Genomic DNA, 19,211 nt, shown 5'->3' on the forward strand with positions numbered 1-19,211 from the left:
CCCGCTCAGAGATGTGTATAAGAGACAGGGCGTGGTGAGGGGGTGCTCGGCGAGGTAGGCGGCGTAGTCGCCGTATTCGCCGGCGTGGAGGCGAGCAGTGAAGTCCGCGTGAGCGCGGGTCATTTCGGCCTCGCGGTTGGGCTTGACCCAGCCTTCGGGGATGGTGGGGGTGGGGTCGCCTGCGCGGGCGGCTTTGGCCCAGGCTTTGACGAAGGCGGTCTCTTCGGGGGTCTGGCGGATGCCGACGTTGTGGGTGGCCGCGCCGATCTTGTGACCGTCGGGTGCGAAGAACATCTCCCACTCGTACTTGCGGAGTACGGCGAACTGGGAGCGGTACATGGCGCAGAGCTGCTCGGCGGTTAGGCCGAGCATGACGGCTACGAGCGCGTCGATCTCGACTAGGGCCATACGGCGGTCGTACTCGGTGCGGAGGGGTGTCGCCATTGACCAGGTGGGCTCGACGGCCTGGATCAACGGCCGAGATGACTTGGGGTCTGTCCATCGATCGCTCAGCCATCCAGGCTCGAAGATCTCCTCCCACAGTGGAGTGTAGTCACGCGTCAGGCAGTTCAGACGAAGAGTGCGAAGGAGGAGGGGGGCGGCGAGGGGGTGGGCAAGGGGCGCAGGGAAACGCTTGACCATTTCAGCCGAAAGATTTTCTGTGCCGGAAACTTTGACCAAGTAGTCGAGCACCAAGCTCGCCCACAGCCCCGAGGTGATGGCAGTTGCGCGATTCGAAGGAAAAGCCAGGCTCCCGATTCCATGGATATGCGTTGGGCCGGGCGGAAAAATTGCGGCGTTGAGTGTTCGCTCTGTGATCGGATCCACTCGCCGCCTCCAAAAGAGACGAAAGTACTCATTGAAATTCTTACCCGCCCATGTTGGCTGCTCCGCAGTGAACTGGGTTGCGGAGCAGGACCTTGCGTAATTCGTTCGCTGAATTACGCGTTCAGGTAGGGATTCTAGTGCGAGTTGCGAATAGTCCTTGTAGGAGCGGCAACCAACGTTCGGCTGCTGCGCGAACGGATTGGCCACCGAGAAGTGGGGCCCTTGAATTACTACCTCAGTGAGGTCCTCCGAGATCTCGGTTCTCCATTCAATCACCCCGTCTTCCTTGGCGATTTTCTCGTTGAGAGCATAAGTGCACCACACGCCTTCCGGAAGCCTTTGAGGGAATCGCGAAAGAGACCTAGAGGCATCACTATCCAGGATAGTCAAAGGGCGGAGCATTTGAGCTTCCCGGCCATCAGAAGTCGCCTGATCCATCAATCGCGCCCAGTCGGAAAGCACCGCGTCATCTACTATGACCACACGATCGCGGTGAGGGCGCAGGTCCCACCCTCCTTCAGCGAATTGCCGACCCGGCGTTTCCCCGGCCCCCTGATGCTCTATCGACGAATCCGAAGTCGCGGGATGCAGGAGTCCGGAAAGGTTGAGGAAACGTACGTCTTTGTTATGGCCGTAGATGTGAATTCCATAATCTCGCGTATTTCCAATTTCGAAAAGCTTAAGTTCGTTGCGGAATTGGAAGTGACGTCGTAGGTGACCGTAGGTGACGGCGCGAAGTGACCCTCCAGAGGATGCATAGAAATGCGATTCCGGGTGAATTAGGCCAATAGTGCCAGATGGTGCCAGATTCCGCCAAGTCCTTTCCATGAAATTCATGTATAGATTAGTGCGAAGTCCTTCCAAAATGGAATACTCGACTGATGACCCCAGGAAGGATGTTAGCCCGGCCCAGGAGTTCAGATCGGCAAGGTAGCCCGTCAATGCCAATGGATCTGAGAGAACCCCAACTCGACGATCGGCCTTGTCCCTCTCTGGTGCTCTTTCATTCAGTCCGAACCAGGAATCATGCTCTGCCAGCGAAACGTGGTCTTCCCAGTCGAGACGCACCCACGGAGGGTTTCCTACTTGGAGGTCGAAACCGCCCCGAGTGAATAGATGGGCAAACTCCAAGTCCCAGTGGAAGAACCCTTCCCGTCGCGAGATTGCGTCCACTTCGCCCAGCCAGGAGAACCGCACGGTCACCGATGGCAAGTCGGCGCACTGGCTCATCACTCGGTCGAACTCATCGTCCGCCGCCAACCTTTCGAACTCGCCAGTGTCGCCGAACAGTCCTAGCTCATCATCAAGGCCAGCCGCACCACCGCCGATGCGGCCGGAAGGCCTCGCCCTCGCCTTGGCGGGCGGGACTCCCAGCACTGCCTCGCAGAAGGTCAGCCACTCGTCCATGCTCGGGGGCACTGTGGTGCCAGGCTGCCCAACCGGCCAGAACCACAGGGAGCACCAGGCGTCCATGACCAGCTTCAGTCGGCCGCGCGGTGAGCCCGGCTCGTTCAGTGCGCTCTCGATCTGTTCGCGGGTCACGTCTCCCGACGCCTTCTCCAGCGGTTGGCCGGGGTCGACCTCCCACACGTCGATCTGACGCCGTACCTCCCGCTCGCTCACGATCAAGCGGCGCCGGGTCAGCTCCCAGAGCCGCTCGACTCGGGTCGCCAGTGCCAGCAGCCGCTTGCCTTGGGCCACTGATGGCGTCGATGTGACAGCCGTACGCCACTTTGCCAGGGCGTCACGTTCGTCTTTCGCCAGCTCCTTCGCCTGCTTGGCGTCGGTGACCGCGCCCCAGCCCTTGGCCGGCAGCAGGAAGTGATGGATCTCCTTGCCCGCCTGGAACTGGCCTTCCTCGGCTCCTGCCCGCAGCGGCCGGTCCGTCGGGACCGTCGTCAGCCATGCCTTCCTCTTCAGCGCCTCCGCCACGTACACGGCCCGCCGCGCCCCGATCAGCGAGTTGCCGCGACGCAAGTGCAGGCCGAACCAAGGGGCCTTCAAGCCCTCATGCATCGAGTTGAGCCACAGCGAGACCTCGGCCAGCTCAACAGCAGTCTGGTTGAGGTCGACGCCATAGCAGTTGTGCAGGGCCAGGTACGCCTTGACCTTTTGCAGCTCCGCCTCGTACCGGTCCGGAGGCAGTTGTTCACCACCCAGCTCCGCCATCCTGCGCTTCAGGTACTCCGCAGCCAGCTGATTGATGGCCTCATTGAGGAACGCGCCCGAGCCCAGGGCGGGCTCACACACCGTCAGGTCCAGGATCGCCCGCGCAGGCGTCGTCTCACCGCCCTGGTCCAGCAGCTCCGCCAGCGCGTGCTTGACCGTGCTCCGGGTCAGTACCTCCGGCGTGTAGTACGAGGCCGACCGCTGCCGTTCCCGCCCTGACAGGCGGTAGACGAAGCTGCCCTTCTTGTGCAGGACACGCTTCTTTACGCCCGTCAGCTCGTCCGTCCGTTTGACGAAGACGTCCTCGTCGTAGTTGTCGGCGTCCTTCAACGGCACGACCCAGGTTCCGCTGAGTCCGTCGGAATCCGGCTTGGCAACCTCGTACAGGTCATCCCAAGCGAAGAAACCGGTGTAGGACATCAGGCCCTCGTACACCGCACCAAGCTGGTTGATGCCAAGCTGCGCGTACGAGATGAAGCCCTTGCCGGTGCCACCGCCGGCCTTGCCGCGTCCGCTGCGCCGCCCCTGTGTGAGCATCAGCAGGTTGAGCACCCGCCACAGCACCCTGTTCCGCAGCTTCGTCTCGATCCGCTCGCCCTCGACCGACACCGAGCCGATCAGCGGTGTGGCGTCGGCCTTGAACAGGTCGCTGCGCAGGGCCTCGAAGCGCAGGCCGTCCGCGTCGAGGACGGTCACTCCGTCCTCGGTCGGCGCCGCGTCCGTGCCCAGAGGGCGGTGGCCCTGGTCAACCAGCCGGAACAGCAGGTCCAGCGAATCGGCGAAGTGGGTGCCGTCCTGAGCTTCCTCCGGAAGGTCGTAGGAGACCAGTTCGCCGAGTCGGGCCAGGCCATAGCCGTCCTGATAGGCGTCGTCCTTGCTCGGCAGAATGCCGAGCTCGGGCCGCGCCTCCGCGTAGAGCAGGAACAGGATCCGGTACAGATACCGCAGCGACTCCCGAGTGAGCCGGCTCGCCAGGTCGGCCGGGTCGCCCAGCTCCGCCGGATCGGCACCCCCCTCCTTCAGCCGGTCCAGGATCTCCTGAGCGATGAGCTCGACCGACTGCCGCAGCCCTTCCCGCAGCTCCTTCGAGACGCCCACCGCGTGCTTGCGGCCCTTGTCGACCAGACCGTCCAGGTATCCGGCGACGCCGCCCTCCGTCAGCAGTGACTCCGCGCCGAACAGCGCTGCCACCGCCTCCAGTTCCTCGCCATCCGCGCTGAGGTTGCGGTCCAGGGCCTCGTCGACGCTCACCGCGAGGAACCGGCCCTCGTGCCAGGCCGTGCGGTCGGCGAGCAGTACCGCGCCTCCCGCGAGGAGCAGGACGTAGCGCGGGGCGTAGCCGTCCTCGCAGCCGAAGAGGAAGGTGACGGCGTCGGCCGCACTGGTGATGAGCTGCTTGCCGTCGAGCTGGATCGGGGCGAGGAGCTGTGCGCCGCCGTCCTCGACGTCCGCGACGACGAGTTCGCCGTCCACCTGCCAGGTGACGTCCAGGGCGACGAGTTCCAGGCCGCCTGGGCCCGTGACGGCCAGCGTCACCGGCACCGACCGTTCCTTGTCGCCTTGCATCACACCGAAGTCGCCCCGGCGCAGTCGGGTGTGGGTGGAACCCGCGGGCTCCGGAGCGGCGGGCTTAGCGTCCTTGCCCTCGCCCTCCGGTTCGACATACGCCAGCGCCGCCAGCAGGCGGTCGTTGAGCTCCCGTACCTCGGGACCGTCGAAGGCCTTGTTCTCGGTGATGCGGACCTTGGCCTTGAAGTACTCGCGGCGCAGGCCCTTCACGCCCGAGCGGGACGACGGAGCGCCCGCCCGATCGGCGGAGGTCCAGCGCTTGCGCAGCTCGGTGAGGTCCTTGGCGAACAGCTCGGCGAGGTAGTGGGCGGAGATGTACTCACCGCGGTTGGTGATCGCTTCGAATGCCACGGTGTCACGCGCCCCTCTGCTGCTGAATCACGTTGCCGCCAGCCGCCGCGGGCGGCGCCAGGACGCCGATCACCCGCACCATCGCCTCGCCCTGCGTGGCCAGCTGCTCGATGAGCTGCTCGACCTCCACCGCGGTCTTCTGCACGCGCGTCTCCTCGTGCTTCCGCCGCATGCCGCTGAAGCTCAGTTGCTCGAACGTCGACAGGCTGGCCTTCCGCCATGCCTCCAACCGCTGTTCGTACTCGATGAGTTGCTCCACCAGCGGGGTCTCCTGCTCGTTGCGCAGCTCGCCGATGTGGTCGCGGCTCGCCCGTACCGCCGCCGGGACCAGTGCCTGGAGGGCAGTCCTGTCGCCGGTGAAGGGCCGGTTGAGCATCCCGGGCTTGACGCCGGCCCGTTCGAGTACGCCCACCAGGTCGTCGTCGAAGGTGGGCGTGCCGCTTGCCAGGCCCGTCACGCATGTCCAGGCCAGGACGGTCGGGTGGCCCTTGGCGTTGGAGTACATGCCCTGAGTGAGGAACACCGGTTCACTGACGCCCGCCGTGATGATCGGGGCGGTGTTGCGGGTGAGTCTGACGAGGACCTTGTCGGTGAGCCACTCCACCACCGGGTGCTGGTCCGTGAGGTAGCTGACGTCGGGCCAGCCGGAGGTCTCGGTGCGCTCCTGCTTGGTGATCGCGCCCTTGGCACGGTTGCCGCTGCGCTCGCGGGCGCGGTCCAGCCGGTCCTGGCCGAACTGCTTGTCGAAGGTGACCCGGAGCTGGTCCAGGACCTGCCGTTCGTCCAGGTACGACTTCGGGAGGACCAGCAGGCGGCGCTGGAGTTCCCGGTCCGGGGTGAAGACCATCATCTTGGGGTGGTCGGCGTCCCAGTGCTTGCCGATGCGCTGCTCCGGGTTGTCGTAGACCTCCTCCAGGGCCTCTTCTACGAACGCGCGCGTGGAGGCGAACAGTTGCGGCACCCGGTAGCCCGGTGATTCGCCGTCCGGGGTGTGGTCGGCGAGGAACGCCTCGAAGGGGTCCAGCGGGACCGACGGAACGGCAGTGTCGAACGGTTCCTCGTTCGCCAGGAGCCGTTCCATGATGGCGTTCGTCTCGGCGTCCTCGTCGCGCAGGCCCAGGATGGAGGCGGCCTCGCCGAGCGTGCGGTGGACCTCATCCTCACGCCTGAGCAGGCGCTCGGACACGGCTCGGTCGGCCGAGGGGTGGTCGGGATCCTCGTCAGCAGTGAGGAGCAGCAGCGCGCGGATCTCCGGGGAGTGCTGCTGGCCGTAGCGGTCGATACGGCCGTTGCGCTGCTCGATGGTGATCAGCGACCAGGGCAGGTCGTAGTGGATCATCTGGTGGCACTGGCGGTGCAGGTTGACGCCCTCGGCGGCGATGTCGCCGGTGAGCAGGACCCGCAGTTCGCTGCTCGCCAGGCCGAAGTCCTTGACGGTGCGCTGCTGTTCGTCGTCGGAGAGGCCGCCGTGGAGCTGGCGGACGGCGCCGCTGGTCTTTCCCTTGCTCGGTGCGAAGCCGAGGGCCGAGGGCAGAGTGTCCTGCAGTATCTGGAGAGTGGCGCGGCGCTCGGAGAAGATGACGACGCGGGTGTCGGAGCCGGGGCCGACCTTGATCTCCTCCTTGAGCACCTTCACCAGCTGCCGGAACTTGGCGGCGTCCTCGATGTCTGTGGCCTCGGCGATGGTGCCGAGGTTGACCAGTGCGTCGCGTTCGGCCTGGCGTTCCTGTGGGTTGGTGCTCCGGTCGATGCTGTCGATCCGGTTGTCGACCGTTTCGACGAGCGCGGAGTGGGAGGAGAGGAAGGACTTCAGCAGCGTGTAGGGGAAGAGCCGGGCGCCCTTGCCGGAGACAGGGGCCTTGCGGCCGTCCTTCGGGTTGATCCAGACGTCGTACAGCTCGTCGAAGACCCGCTGCTCGGCCGGGGTCGCCGTGCAGTCGATGGCGACCGGCGGCTTGCGCGTGGCCCACATGTGGCCGATCTCGGCCGAGACGTCGGGGGACATCTTGTGGCGCCGGATGTAGAGGTGCTGGAGCTGCGTCTCGTCGTAGTCGCTGGTGTTGGGGATGGCCGTCGGGTCGAGTAGGCTCAGCAGCTCGCCGAAGGACTCCCGCTGGCCGTTGTGCGGTGTGGCGCTGGCCAGGATCAGGGCGTCGGTCTTCGGCGCGAGGAGCTGCGCGAGGCGGTTGTTCTTCGTCCCGGTGTTGATGAGCTTGTGCGACTCGTCGATGACGACGGCGTCCCAGGTGACCTGCATGAGATGGCTGCGCCAGCGGTCGGAGCGCAGGGTGTCGATCGAGATGATCGCGCGCTTGTAGTACGAGAAGGGGTTACGGCCGGCCGGGATGTCGTTCTTGATCCGCTCGATGCCGGCCGAGTCCAGCCGCACCACCGGGATCGCGAAGCGCGTCCACAGCTCGTGCTGGAACTGTTCCAGGATGTGCTTCGGCGTCACCACCAGGATGCGCTCGCCGCGCCCGCGCCTGATCAGTTCGGACAGCAGCAGCCCGACCTCAAGGGTCTTGCCGAGGCCGACCGCGTCCGCGATCAGCAGTCGGGGGCGGAGCGCGCGCAGGGCGGCCTTGGCGGGTTCGCGCTGGTAGGCAAGGTCGTCGACGAGGTGGGTGCCCACGGTGGCGAGGCGCTGCTCAGAAAGGGGCAGCGGGGTCTTGCGGATCAACGCGTCGATGAACAGGCGCGAACGGCGGCACTCGGGGGAGTCGTCGGGGACGAGCTCGGTGTCCTCGGGGCGCAGTGGGGTCACCTGGTCGAGGCTCTCGTGCGCGAAGAAGACCGCCCGCTGGTCGCGGACCAGGGGCGAGATGCCCCGTACGTCCAGGCGGGTGCCGTCCTTGGCGGTCTCGGCGGCCTCCACGACCAGCCAGTCCTCGTCGCGGGCGCGGACCTGCATCCCGGCGGCGAACCGGACGCCACCGGACGCATCGCCCGGGACGTCGCCTGACGCACTGTCGGCGACGGTGGTCATTGGCGGGTCTCCTTCGATTGCTGCTCTGCTGCTGTGCCGTTCAAGCACTGTGCGTTTGTGGTTTGTGCGTGGGTCTGACGGGGTCAGCCGCCGTAGTCGCCGCGGCGATCCTCGATACGGCTGCGCCATCGTGCGGCCCAGCGGTCCGGGATGGCGTCCGGCTGGGGCCCGGGATCGAGCGGCCCCGCGGGCCTTGGGAACGGCGCTGCCTCGGGCACCTGCTCGGGGGCGATGTCCGGAACGTCGTCCGGCTCGGCGTCCACCGCGGCATCAGGATCCGGTAGCGCATCCGGTGCCTCGACCGGTGTGGCCTGTCGCTCCAGCACCGCCGCGAGGAACGCCTCAGGCAGCGGCGGGTACGCCTGCGCCTCCGTCGGCACTCCGAAGTCGAGCAGGCGTCCCATCGCCTCTTCCAGCACGTTCTGTGCCGTCGGCCGGTCCTCGGCGTCGAAGGCCAGTGTGTGGGTGACCAGGTCGAGCAGCGCGGGCGGGAGGCCGGTCAGGTCGGGCTGGATGTCCAGCGTCCGCTGTGCCGGCATCTGTGCGTAGAAGGGGACGTGGCCGGTTGCCGCGTGCGCCAGCGTCGCGCCGAGGCTGTAGACGTCCGATGCCTCACTGGCCTTACGGGAGTCCGCCGCCTGTTCCGGTGCCATGTAGGAGAGGGTGCCGAGGGCCGCGCTCGCCGTGGTCAGGCCGGTACCGCCGCTGACGTGGGAGATGCCGAAATCTATGACCCGGACGCCGTCCGTGGCGACCAGGACGTTGCCGGGCTTGAGGTCCCGGTGCAGTAAACGCACCGAGTGGATGTGCATCAGGGCGTCCGCGAGACCCGCTGCCAGCCACCACGCACCCAGCTCGCTGACCGGGCCGTGCTGCTCCACCAGCTCCAGCAGCGAGGGCGCGTTGATGTACTGGGTCGCGATCCAAGGCGTCGCCGCTTGCGGGTCGGCGTCCACCAGAGCGGCGGTGTGGAAGCCGCCGACGCGGCGGATCGCCTCCAGTTCCAGGGCGAAGCGCTTGCGGAAGTACTCGTCCTCCGCGAGCTGCGGTCTGACGACCTTCACCGCGACCGGGCGGGTCGAACGGTAGCCCAGGTACACGACACCCATCGCGCCTTGCCCCAGTCGGCCGACCAGTCGGAAGTTCCCGACCGTCGTCGGGTCGCCCGCTCTGAGCGGCTGCAGCACCTTTGCCCCCGTACTGTCCTGACCTGGCTGGACGAGAGCGAGGTTATCAGCGGGTCGGTTCACTGATCCTGCGCCTCCTGGGACTCGCTCTTCCCTGAAGAGGCACTGGTGGCCGACGGCGGCAGCAGGGCGCCCTTGGTCAGCCCGTCGTACGCGAGTGCGCCGACCCGGTCGCCGACGGCGGCGGCCTCGCGCAGCAGTTCCTCGAAGGCGGCCAGACGCCGGAAGGCCTCGCCGTACTCGCGCTGGCGCCCGATGTCCATCTGCGGAAGCTGCGCGCCCGAGGCGTTCAGGCGGAAGGTGCCACTGGCGGTGGTGCTGCGGCGGGTGTTGGCGGCGCTGCGCAGGAAACCGCGCAGGTAGTCGGTGTCGAGCTGGTCGGTTCGGGAGGTCGGCTCGGTGCCGTCCAGGTCGACCAGACCGCCCCGGACGAGATCGCCGAGTCCCAGCGGCGCGGCCTCGATGCAGCCGGGGCCGGCAGGGAGCTCGGGGAGCAGGTCGAGCAGGTCCCGGGCGAGGCTCTGGATGCGGTCGCGCAGGGCGGCGTACTCGACGGGGTAGTCGCCGTGATGGGGGGTGACGTAGCGGCCGGGGCTCAGGTCGACATCGTCGTCCAGGATGTCGACGGGCGGAACGTCCGCGATCTGCTCCGGCGCCGGTGCGCAGTCCTTCATGCCGATGCCGTTGCCGATGTGGTCCGGGTCGGCGGAGCTGAGGTCGATCATGCGGATGTGTGTCGGGGCGGGGTCGCCCTGGGCCGGTCGCCGCAGGATCCACAGGTGCACGGGCTGCGAGTGGCTGGACATCAGGCCGGGCGGCAGTGCCACCACGGAGGCCAGCAGTCCTCGGCGGACCAGTTCGGCCCGGATACGGCGACCGGCCTTGCGGTAGGCGACGGATGAGGGCAGTACCAGCAGCGCCCGGCCGCCGGGGGCGGTGTGGGCGTAGCAGTGCTGGACCCAGGCGAGTTCGCTCTCCGAGCGCGGGGGTACGCCCAGCTCCCAGCGGGGGTCGAGCAGCAGGTCGTCTCGCCCCCAGTCGGCCACGCCCACCGAGGGCTCGCAGACGACCAGATCGGCACGCAGGTCGGGGAAGGCGTCCTTGCGCAGCGAGTCTCCACCGGCCAGCGTGGCGGTCCTGCCGCCGAGCCGGGCGCGGAACTCGGCGATGGCGGCGGTCGCCGGATTGAGTTCCTGGCCGTACCGGTGAGCACCCGGGACGGTAGTGAGCAGCAGCGTCCCGATGCCGCACGCCGGGTCGTAGACCGTGCCGATTGTGCGGTCCGATGCTCCGGCTGCCTCGTCGGCCGGCCCGGCGAACGCCGCGACGATCCGCTCCAGGGCGAGGGTGGTCATCTGCTCACCGCCGCTGCGGGTGGTGGAGGCGATACAGCGCTCGACAAGGTCGGCGTAGAGGGCGTGCGCGCCACGCTCCGCGGACAAGGCGGTGAGGGCAGTTGCGGCGGGCTCGGCCAGCGGCTGCTCGGCGGTGGTTCCGAGCAACCGTGCGCCGACCGCGCCGAGTGCGGTGAGCAGGTCGTCGCCGTACTGAGCGCGCAGTTCATGCCACAGGTCGACCTCAGCGGAGGTTTCCCGGCCCTTGCCCTGTCGGTCCAGCCACTGCTGGACTTCCGTGAGTGCGAAGAGGGGGCTGGTCGCGGTGCCGGCGGCGGGGCGTGGGAAGTCGGGGTGACGACGGCGCCAGTTGGAGACGGCGGCACGGGTCACCCCGGCGAGGCGTGCGATTTCGGCAGCCGTAACGACCGCCGCGGGAGCGGATTCGTCGGCGGCCATGACGGGACCGTACACACCTCAGAGGGCATAGACAAGATGCCTGCGTTAACGCCGCTAACAGTGTGACGACATTCCTGCCCATTTCGGAACTCAAGGGGCGCGGAACCGCATATCAAGGGACAAACGGTCAGCCGACGAGTGAGAAGGTCAACCCTCGCTGTCGTGGCACGCGGCGAAGCCGATGAAGGCCGCCCATGCGGTGCGGTCCATGGTGAGTGCGGGACCGGTGACCGCCTTCGAGTCCCGGACGTGGACGGTCCCTGTCGAAGCCGCCACTTCCACGCACTGGCCCCCCTCCGCGCCGCTGTAACTGCTCTTGAACCACCGCAGATCCTGAGCGACGGCAGTGATCCTTCGGGTGTTCATAGCTCCCCCAGCGACTTCTCGATGTAGGCCAGCGACTCACACGGGGTGAGGGCCTGAGCACGGATGATCCCATAGCGTGAGGCGAGTGCGCGGACCTCTTCGCGATCGGTGACCAGTGTGCTACGTCCCTGCGCCTCCGTGTAGCCGATCTGTTCCCCTCCCTTGCGGGTGAACAGCGTGAACCCACCGTCCACACCGGCGTTGTCCTCCCGGTCGAGCGGCATCACCTGCACCTCGACGTTCCGTTTCTGGCCGATGAGGAGGATCTGCTCCAACTGCCCCCGCAGCACCGAGGTTCCGCCGAGCCGCCGTAGCAGTACGGACTCCTCCATGACGAAGCTGAACAGGGGCGCGGGCCACTTGTTGAAGATCTCCTGGCGGGCCAGTCGTGCCGCGACCCGCTGCTCGATCGTCTCCTCGTTCAGGAGCGGCCGACGCATGGTCAGCAGCGCCCGCGTGTATTCCTCGGTCTGCAACAGGCCGTTGACCACATGGGTGTCGTACGTCTGAAGCTCGACGGCCTCGGCTTCCAGTCGCGCCGCATCCCGGAAGAACGCTGGATAACGCGCCCGCGCCACCTCTTCCTTCATCGCCCGCAGGACGCCGCCCGCGTTCAGCACCTCGTCCGCCCTGTCGATCAGCTCGGGCTTGGGGATGCGTCGGCCGAGCTCGACCGACGTGATCTGGTCCTCCCCGTAACCGAGCCGGGAGCCCAACTCGGCCCGGGTCAGCCCGGCCCGCTCCCGAAACAGCTTCAGCTGCTGCCCGAAACACCGGAGAAAACCCGCCCCGTCGTCCTGCTCCGCCATGACCCACCTCCCGTCTCCCGCCGCCCACCAGCCCACCCGGGCCGTGCCGCAGGGAAGTTCACACGCACGCAAACCGTCACAGCAAGCTACGCGCAGTAACGGCGTCCCGCGCCGAAAACGCTCAGCAGCACCCCGTACGAGTACTCACCTCCCGCCTGTACAGCGTCCTCGACGAGCTGTACAGACCCGGCCCGTACGAGCGTCGTTGCTGGTCAGCGGCGTACCGTCGTCGGCAGGCTCGCCGGCATGGAACCCATCGAGACCACGACGGCACGCCTCCCTCAACACCAGCCGATCGAGCACGAGTTCGCCATGCGTTTCACCTCCACGTCGCGCGGTGCCCGCCTCGCCCGGCGCCTCGTCTTCCACCGGCTCGACCAGTGGGGACACGCCTACGACTCCGCCGCCAACGAGACCCTCACTCTCATCGCTGCCGAGCTCGCCGCCAATGCCGTGCGGCACGGGCATGTCCGCGGGCGCGACTTCCACCTCCGGCTGACGATGGCGGCCGACACCCTCCGTGTCGAGGTGACTGACACGCGCGCCGAGCGGGTGCCTCCGTCGTCCCCGCAGGAGCCGCCCGGTGACGCGGAGTCGGGCCGGGGCCTGCGTCTCGTCGCCGGGCTGGCCACCCGCTGGGGTAGTGGCCCGCGACTCGGCGCACCGGGCAAGACGGTGTGGGCCGAACTCGCCCCGCAATAAGGAAGGGTGACGTGGGGGCCGTACCGGACTCGTTACCGCGACGCATTGCAAACAACGTCGCCGGGGACCATCCTGAGCTGCAGTCGAGTGTGTCTCAGCCGACTCGGCGGCTGAGGCAAGAGGGGGCGACATGACCGGCTTCGGGACTTGGCCCGGGCAGACGCCGGTGATCGGCAGTCGGAGCGTCGGAGGCCCGGGGCACCGTTGATGAGGTTCGTCCCACTGGACCATCGAAGGGTCCAGACCGCGGTCATCGGAGACAAATACTCCGGCGATCCTGTGATCCTGCCCATGGATCATCACGAACTGGACCACTGGCGCAAGCTGCACCCCGACTACACCTACTGGTGCGGGATCCAGCTGGGCGGCTGCGGCGGTGAGTTGAGTGACCGGCGCTACACCGACAAGGTGTGCCACTTCGCCCACCACCCCAATGCCGTGTGTCATCGCACCGCCAACGGTGAGTCCAGCGCCGATCACCTCTTCATCAAGCGCGGTGTGGAGCGACTGCTCGAACGGCAGGGTGTGCCGGGCAAGGTCAGCATCCGGGATCTCGGCGCCGGCCCGGGGGGTGCCGTGGACCTGCTTGCTCCGGGCATACGACTCCGAGTGAGGTTCCAGCTCGGTGCTCTCGACTTTCCGGCCTGGCGTCGCGCCGCCGACGAGTTCGACGAGGACGCCGTCGGCGTGGACTGGATCCTCGCGCAGGACGGCCCCGTGACCCAGGAGCTGCTGGACCGTCAGGGTTTCCTGCTCCGGGTCCGCCTCGTCACCCACGGCGGAGAACGTCGCGTCCACATCGGCGTGCAGGAACACGGACATCCGTTGCACTGGGCGCCGTTGGAGGAGTGCACGCTGTCGCCGACGGGCCTGCTCACTCCACACCTGGAGAGAGCGCGCCCGTCCCGGCCCCATCACGAACCCGCTGGCTTCCCCGTCCAGGGTGCTCTGCTCTTCGCTCCAGTACCGGGCGGCGAGGCCACGGCAAGCGCGCCCGTCGTGGTCGGCGGGGACCGGCGTCTGCTTGCCGCTTACGTCAAGCCTGTCGGCAGCGCGGTCACCCGGGCCTTTCTCTCCGTTCCCGCGGACACCGAAATCCCGCTCGCGGGGCAGGTCTACCTCGTACCCGACGGAGCGCGTGTTCTTGTGGCGGAGGGCGGAACGGGCTGGATCGTGGCCGCTGAGCGCTACATCCGCCTGAACGCCGACGAGGCGCAACGCACCGGGCTGTGGTCACCTTCCGCTGTCCCGGCCGTTGCATGCGAACGGTCTCCTGCGGGTGGGACAGGCCAGGCCGGCGCAGTCGCGGAGAGTTCCGCCGACGCTTCGAGGCCCACGTCCACGTCCACGGCCGGGACCGCGGCTGATGACGATGGGCCTTCGGGCGGGGCGAATCACCGGTCTGGGCACAGCAAGCGGGCCAGGGACCTGATCAGTCAGCTTCGCCCGCTCGAAGGCGCTCTGGGAGAGGCGGCCGGGAAGCAGGTCACCCGGGCCATCAACGGCGCCGAGTTGTGGCTGGCCGCTGCGGCGAACGATCGTGGAGGCGCGGCGAACGAGGGTGGGCGGCATGTGCGGCAGTTGGAACTCGCGCTCAGGGCCGCGAAGCGCGACCTGCGGCTGGAACACGAGGCGCTTCCCTCGGTGCGCCCGCTCAGTCCCTGAGGGCGGCATCGGTAAGCCCTCCCGAACCGGGTGTTCCGTGCGACCCGGTCGGCACCGCAAGGGCGGAAGCGTCGAGGAATCCGGGGTTGCCGTGCGAGCCCGGGGCGAGGGTCCCGCACGTGCCGACGTTCACCGCGAGGCTGCGGGTTGGCGTGGCCAAGAGTTGACTGCCCCGGGAACAGGCGCAGTTCGAGACGCATGTCAGTGGTGCCGGATAACCTGCGGGGGTGTATGAGATGACCGACCCCGTGGCGGCCCGGCAAGCCGCCATTGCGGCTGAGAGACGTCGTCTGGCCGAGCAGAGGCAGCGACGTGAGGCTGCCCCCTCGCACGGCACCAGTGGATTCGTCGTTCGCAAGTGGCGGTGGCTCGGCGTGAACGGCGCCGAAGCCGTGAGCGCCGTGCAGGAAGTGCTGGAGGAACTGCAGCAGGCGAGCGGCGGTGAAGGTGCGGACGGCGGTGGTCGTCACAAGGAGGAGCTGCGCAAGGCGGTCGAGGGTTCTCCCGGGGCGGACACCTTGCTGCCCGCAGTCGGAGCACTGCTGACGCAGTGCACGCCCACGGACGCCCTGAGGCACCTTCGCACTCTGCACTCCGCGGGAGTGGAGTGGCTCACCCCTGAGGGGACGGACCGCCTGGCGGTCATCTGCTCGACCGCCCCCAGTCTGCTGCTGGCCCGCTCGTCCCGAAGCCTGACCGGTGGACCCGCGTACTCGCTGTTCACCTCGGTCGCCATGGGCGGAGCCGTGCCCGTGCCCAGGACACTGCTTCCCGATGTGCTCCGCTGGGCTCCACTGCCCGTCGTCGACGACCTCATCGAGCACGGCGGGATCCTGCCGGAGGACGACCCGTGGGCGTACCGGGGCGACGACGAGGCACTCTACCTGCGTGCCCGACTGGTGCCGGGGCAGGTGACGCGGGACGAGGCCCGGGCCCTGGACTGGACGTGGTTCCTGCGTCGCGAGGAATTCGTGTCCGGCGAGGAACCGGACACCGACGGGTCCGCTGTTGACGGCCGGCCGGACGTCTGGGACTTGCTGTTCGAGGCATCCGTGGGAGACGCCACGCGCCTTCAGGAGCTGGATGCCGGGCTTCCCCAGGAGCAGCGCATCCAGCTGCGCAATCTCAAGGCCGGATCCCAGGAGGGGAACTGGCCCCGGAACTTCCTTGTCGACCGCGGCCTGTGGGCGCTGATGTCCACGCTGTGGGACCCCCAGTCCACCGTCGATCCGCGGCTCAGCGACTTCCACGCCTGGACGGCCATTCGCAGAGCGTACGACCTCGTGATCGAAGGCCGGGTGGAGGAGGCGGGACGGCAGTGCGCGGCATTCGACCGCCCGTCGAAGCCCGGCAAGAAGCTTCCGCCGAGTATGCGGGGCATTCTGCCCGAAGCCCTCAACATCGCCGCCTACGCCGCTCTCGCACGTGAGGATCTGCCGGACGCCGAGGCGTTGACGGAACGCGCGGTGGCGCTGACCGACGAAGCGACGGGCAACCTCCGGCTCATACGCGTATGGCGTGCGACGCCCAAGAACAGCCGTGATCCCCTCACCAATCCGTATCTGGATCTCGGCCTGCCGCACGGCTCCGCCGACTGGGAGACCCGCTACCGCGAGCTCGTCCGCGAGTCACGCTTCGACACGGCGAAGTACGCGCGGCTCAACATGATCCGCGGTCGTCTCGACGAGGCGCGCCGGAACGAAGCCGGAGACGCGGTCTTCTTCAGGTTGCCCTTGACCCACTCGGTCTACGAGGCACCCGACGACGTGCCGCGGTCCATCGTCCCGCCGTTGGAGCCGTTGCCGCGGCGTACACCCGCCACCAGCGGGGCGGACATGGAGGCCGTGCGTGCGCGGGCCGCCGTCGAGCTCCTCCAGGACTTCCGTACCACGCCACCACGTCTTGACCGCCACCGATCCAGGTAGTGCTCGCACACGCCGTCCGAGAACACCCTTCGCCAAGAGAAGTCAGGCCACTCAGCGATGCCGCACACGCACCGACGTACCAAGATCAAGAAGCGCCCCAACAAGGCCGAAAAGCGTCTCAGGTCGCACAAGGTGTGTCCGCACTGCGGGCAGATCCGCCCCGAGGCCACGCAGAAACGTCCGAAACCCACCGCGACGGCGATACGCCGGGCGAAGAAGGCCGAACAGTCGCAGCGGACGGCATGGTCGGCCTCCGAACCACTGGACGCCACTCAGGTGATCAAGGGCATCGTGGCTGCCATACCGGCGGCACTGGCAGAACTCGGCGAGGAGCACCTCGCAGGAGGAACGAACAGCGCGCTGCCCCAGGCCGTCCGGACCGCGGTCATCGCAGAGTTCCGCACCCGCGCCCAGTTCGTCGGCAGGCTGTGCGAGATCGACGCGCTCCTCCACGCGCAGGGCGCTTCCCGAGCCGTGGCGGATGCCATGACCGAGCACCTCGGCCAGCTTCAGCTGCGTCGGGTCACGGACACCGATTCACCGGAACTGTTCGTGGTGACCGAGGGACAGGGCGAGCACTTCGAGGTCTTGCGACCCGCCTACGTGGACGAGGCCACCGGTAAACTCGCCCTCGCCGGCCAGCTGCGTCGCGTGGAGATCACCGGCGACGGAACGAACGGCACGGAGGGGGGCCGGTGACCGCGACGGGCATCGACTTCGGAACGACCAACTCGGTGGCCGCTCAGTGGAACGGCGCATACGTGGAGGTCCTGGAACTCGGCGGCTACGGACTCGACGCCGACTGGCGAAGGCCCGGCTTCGAGTGTCTCTTCCCCTCCGTGGTGGGCACCAGCTCGCTGCGTCCCGGAACGCTGTTCGGCTGGGAGGCCAAGCTCCGTTCAGAGAGCGCCGTGGAAGCGTGCAAGCGCATGCTCCGTGACGAACAACTGGTCACGATCGGCAACCGGCGCTTCGCGGCGACCACGGCTGCCGCAGGAGTGTTCCGCACCATGGCCAGGGTGGCGGAGGAGGAGGCGGCCACCGACATCTCACCGGCCGTCGTCACCGTCCCGGCCAACGCGACAGGCGCGGCGCGCTACCGGACACGCGAGGCGGCCAAGGTCGCGGGCGTCGCCGTGCAGGCCCTGCTCAACGAGCCGACGGCAGCGGCCATCGCGTACGCCCATGCCCTGGAGGAGATCGGGGAGTTCCTGGTCTTCGACTGGGGCGGCGGCACCATGGACTCCACCATCCTGCTCCACGAGGACGGATTCTTCGACGAGAAGGCGTCCCGCGGAGTCAACCGCCTCGGTGGGCTCGAAATCGACGAACGTCTCAAACGCCTGGTTCTCGAACGGGCACCGCGACGCCGTCAGTGGACCCCGTCCGAACAACGCCAGTTCGGGCTCGACATCGAGCGATCGAAGATCCTCCTGTCGCAGCAGAGCAGCGTCCACGTCATTACCCCCGACGGCAACGGAGTGGAGATCACCCAGGACGAGTTCTCCGAGGAGATCCAGGACCTCATCTCCCGTGCCCTGGACCCCGTCGAGGCCTGCTTGGAAGACCTCCGCATGGACCCGGGTGAGCTCACCGCCGTCCTGATGATCGGGGGGAGCAGTCAGATCCCGGCCGTACGAGCCGCGGTCGCCGAGGCCCTCGGATGCGTGCCGGTCGGCGCGGAGCTGTGCAACCCGATGACGGCTGTGGCGGAGGGCGCCGCGATTGCTGCCGCTTCCCTGAACGGCGAACTCGACAGTATCGTCCAGGTGGTCAACGCCCATGCCTTGGGCACGGTGACGACCGAGCGTGGTGGTCGGCGCAGCTTCAGCACCATCATCCCGCGGAACCAGCCGCTTCCGCAGATCCGCAAGAAGTCGTACACGCCGACGAAGGACAACCTGGCGTCTCTCGAGGTCGAGGTGTGGGAGGGCGATCCGGACAAGCCGGTCGACCACCCGGACAATGTCCGGCTCACCGTGCTCACCCTCGAGTACAAGAGACGGTGCTCAGCGCAGGACGGAACGTTCGAACTCGACTACACCTACACCAAGGAAGGGCTGCTCGAAGTCAAGGCGACGCTCGTCAAGACCGGCGAGGTCGTTCTCAACGAACCGGTGTCGAGCTTCGGCACCACCGGGGCATCGCCCGAGGTCGAGAAGGAACTGGCTCACCTGATGTCCCTGCGCGGGGCACCCCATCGCAGCGCCCCGCTGCCCACGCATCCTCACCGGGCCAAGCCCGACGTCCCCTCGGCACAGGCAGGCTCGACGCGCGGCAAGGCCTCCCCAGAGGTCCTGGCGCGCCTCGCCGCGACGGCGGACAACCGTCCGCTGGTGGTCGACGGCTCGAACCTCGCGTGGATCTCCAGCGCCAGCCGGGCCGCCGGCGGCCGACCGCGTTTCGCCATCCTGGAACAGGGCGTCGCCACCCTGCAGCGCCGCTATCCCAACCGGGACATTCACGTCGTCGTCGACGCTACTCTCCGCCACGACGTGGCCGAGGAGGAGCGAGCGGCAGTGCAGGCAGCGATCGACGCACGCCAGGTGGTGCAGCCGCCGGCGGGCACCGAGGGGCGTGGAGACGCACTCGTCGTCGACATCGCCAACGCCGTGGACGGGGTGATCGTCTCGAACGACAACTTCGCGCCGCTCCAAGCCTCCAATCCCTGGCTTCGAACCTCCGGGCGCATGCTCGGCGCGACGCTCTCCCAAGGGGTCTGGGTGTTCAGCTCACGGATCCCGCCGCTCAACAACAGTGCGCGCTACAAGAGATGACCACCTCGGCCGGTGCGGCCCCGGCTGATCGGCAGGGATGAGGCCCGCTTCACATCAGAGGCGGGTTCTCTGGTACCACGGCTG

General features: G+C 67.8%; 11 protein-coding genes. 5 read left to right on the plus strand and 6 right to left on the minus strand.

The genetic code is table 11. The features are described from left to right. The 6 genes from CR470_RS08445 to CR470_RS08470 all read right to left on the minus strand — a co-directional run. Positions 1–4,917 (minus strand): type II restriction endonuclease subunit M (locus tag CR470_RS08445; RefSeq protein WP_107489455.1); only part of this gene is annotated, 4,917 nt, incomplete at its 3' end. A gap of 4 nt (positions 4,918–4,921) precedes the next feature. Beyond that, positions 4,922–7,903 (minus strand): DEAD/DEAH box helicase, encoded by a 2,982-nt coding sequence (locus CR470_RS08450; RefSeq protein ID WP_097866940.1) that lies wholly within the window; start codon positions 7,901–7,903, stop codon positions 4,922–4,924. 83 nt (positions 7,904–7,986) lie between these two features. Further along, complete coding sequence (locus CR470_RS08455) at positions 7,987–9,090, minus strand: serine/threonine-protein kinase (RefSeq protein WP_257138512.1); 1,104 nt, start codon at positions 9,088–9,090, stop codon at positions 7,987–7,989. Between the two features lie 59 nt (positions 9,091–9,149). After that, entirely contained in the window at positions 9,150–10,883 is a 1,734-nt protein-coding gene (locus CR470_RS08460; RefSeq protein WP_097866942.1) for an N-6 DNA methylase, read from the minus strand. 147 nt (positions 10,884–11,030) lie between these two features. Further along, a complete protein-coding gene (locus CR470_RS08465; RefSeq protein ID WP_097866943.1) occupies positions 11,031–11,249 on the minus strand; it encodes a DUF397 domain-containing protein in 219 nt (72 codons plus the stop codon). After that, positions 11,246–12,058 (minus strand): helix-turn-helix domain-containing protein, encoded by an 813-nt coding sequence (locus CR470_RS08470; protein WP_097866944.1) that lies wholly within the window; start codon positions 12,056–12,058, stop codon positions 11,246–11,248. Before CR470_RS08470 ends, CR470_RS08465 begins: the two co-directional genes overlap by 4 nt. 246 nt (positions 12,059–12,304) lie before the next feature. Here CR470_RS08470 and CR470_RS08475 point away from each other — a divergent pair, with 246 nt between their 5' ends. From CR470_RS08475 to CR470_RS08495, 5 genes are all read left to right on the plus strand, one after another. Then, positions 12,305–12,760, plus strand: a complete 456-nt coding sequence (locus CR470_RS08475) for an ATP-binding protein (RefSeq protein WP_257138513.1) — start codon at positions 12,305–12,307, stop codon at positions 12,758–12,760. Positions 12,761–13,051: 291 nt separating this feature from the next. After that, positions 13,052–14,425: a hypothetical protein gene (locus CR470_RS08480; RefSeq protein WP_143663791.1), complete on the plus strand. Its 1,374-nt coding sequence runs from the start codon at positions 13,052–13,054 to the stop codon at positions 14,423–14,425. 374 nt (positions 14,426–14,799) lie between these two features. Next, on the plus strand, positions 14,800–16,350 hold the full coding sequence (locus CR470_RS08485) for a hypothetical protein (RefSeq protein ID WP_257138514.1): 1,551 nt from the start codon (positions 14,800–14,802) through the stop codon (positions 16,348–16,350). 57 nt (positions 16,351–16,407) lie between these two features. Further along, the gene (locus tag CR470_RS08490; RefSeq protein ID WP_257138515.1) at positions 16,408–17,049 is read left to right on the plus strand and encodes a hypothetical protein; all 642 of its coding nucleotides are present in this window, start codon (positions 16,408–16,410) and stop codon (positions 17,047–17,049) included. After that, on the plus strand, positions 17,046–19,127 hold the full coding sequence (locus CR470_RS08495; protein WP_097866946.1) for an Hsp70 family protein: 2,082 nt from the start codon (positions 17,046–17,048) through the stop codon (positions 19,125–19,127). Before CR470_RS08490 ends, CR470_RS08495 begins: the two co-directional genes overlap by 4 nt. The last annotated feature ends 84 nt before the right edge of the window (positions 19,128–19,211 follow it).

It is taken from the genome of Streptomyces sp. rh34 (assembly GCF_002551245.1).
Taxonomy (GTDB): Bacteria; Actinomycetota; Actinomycetes; order Streptomycetales; family Streptomycetaceae; genus Streptomyces.

Coding starts and splice junctions, on each gene's coding strand:
- CR470_RS08465 (WP_097866943.1), bottom strand. CDS start 11,249: ATGAACACCCGAAGGATCACTGCCGTCGCTCAGGATCTGCGGTGGTTC.
- CR470_RS08460 (WP_097866942.1), bottom strand. CDS start 10,883: ATGGCCGCCGACGAATCCGCTCCCGCGGCGGTCGTTACGGCTGCCGAA.
- CR470_RS08450 (WP_097866940.1), bottom strand. CDS start 7,903: ATGACCACCGTCGCCGACAGTGCGTCAGGCGACGTCCCGGGCGATGCG.
- CR470_RS08490 (WP_257138515.1), top strand. CDS start 16,408: ATGCCGCACACGCACCGACGTACCAAGATCAAGAAGCGCCCCAACAAG.
- CR470_RS08475 (WP_257138513.1), top strand. CDS start 12,305: ATGGAACCCATCGAGACCACGACGGCACGCCTCCCTCAACACCAGCCG.
- CR470_RS08480 (WP_143663791.1), top strand. CDS start 13,052: ATGGATCATCACGAACTGGACCACTGGCGCAAGCTGCACCCCGACTAC.
- CR470_RS08470 (WP_097866944.1), bottom strand. CDS start 12,058: ATGGCGGAGCAGGACGACGGGGCGGGTTTTCTCCGGTGTTTCGGGCAG.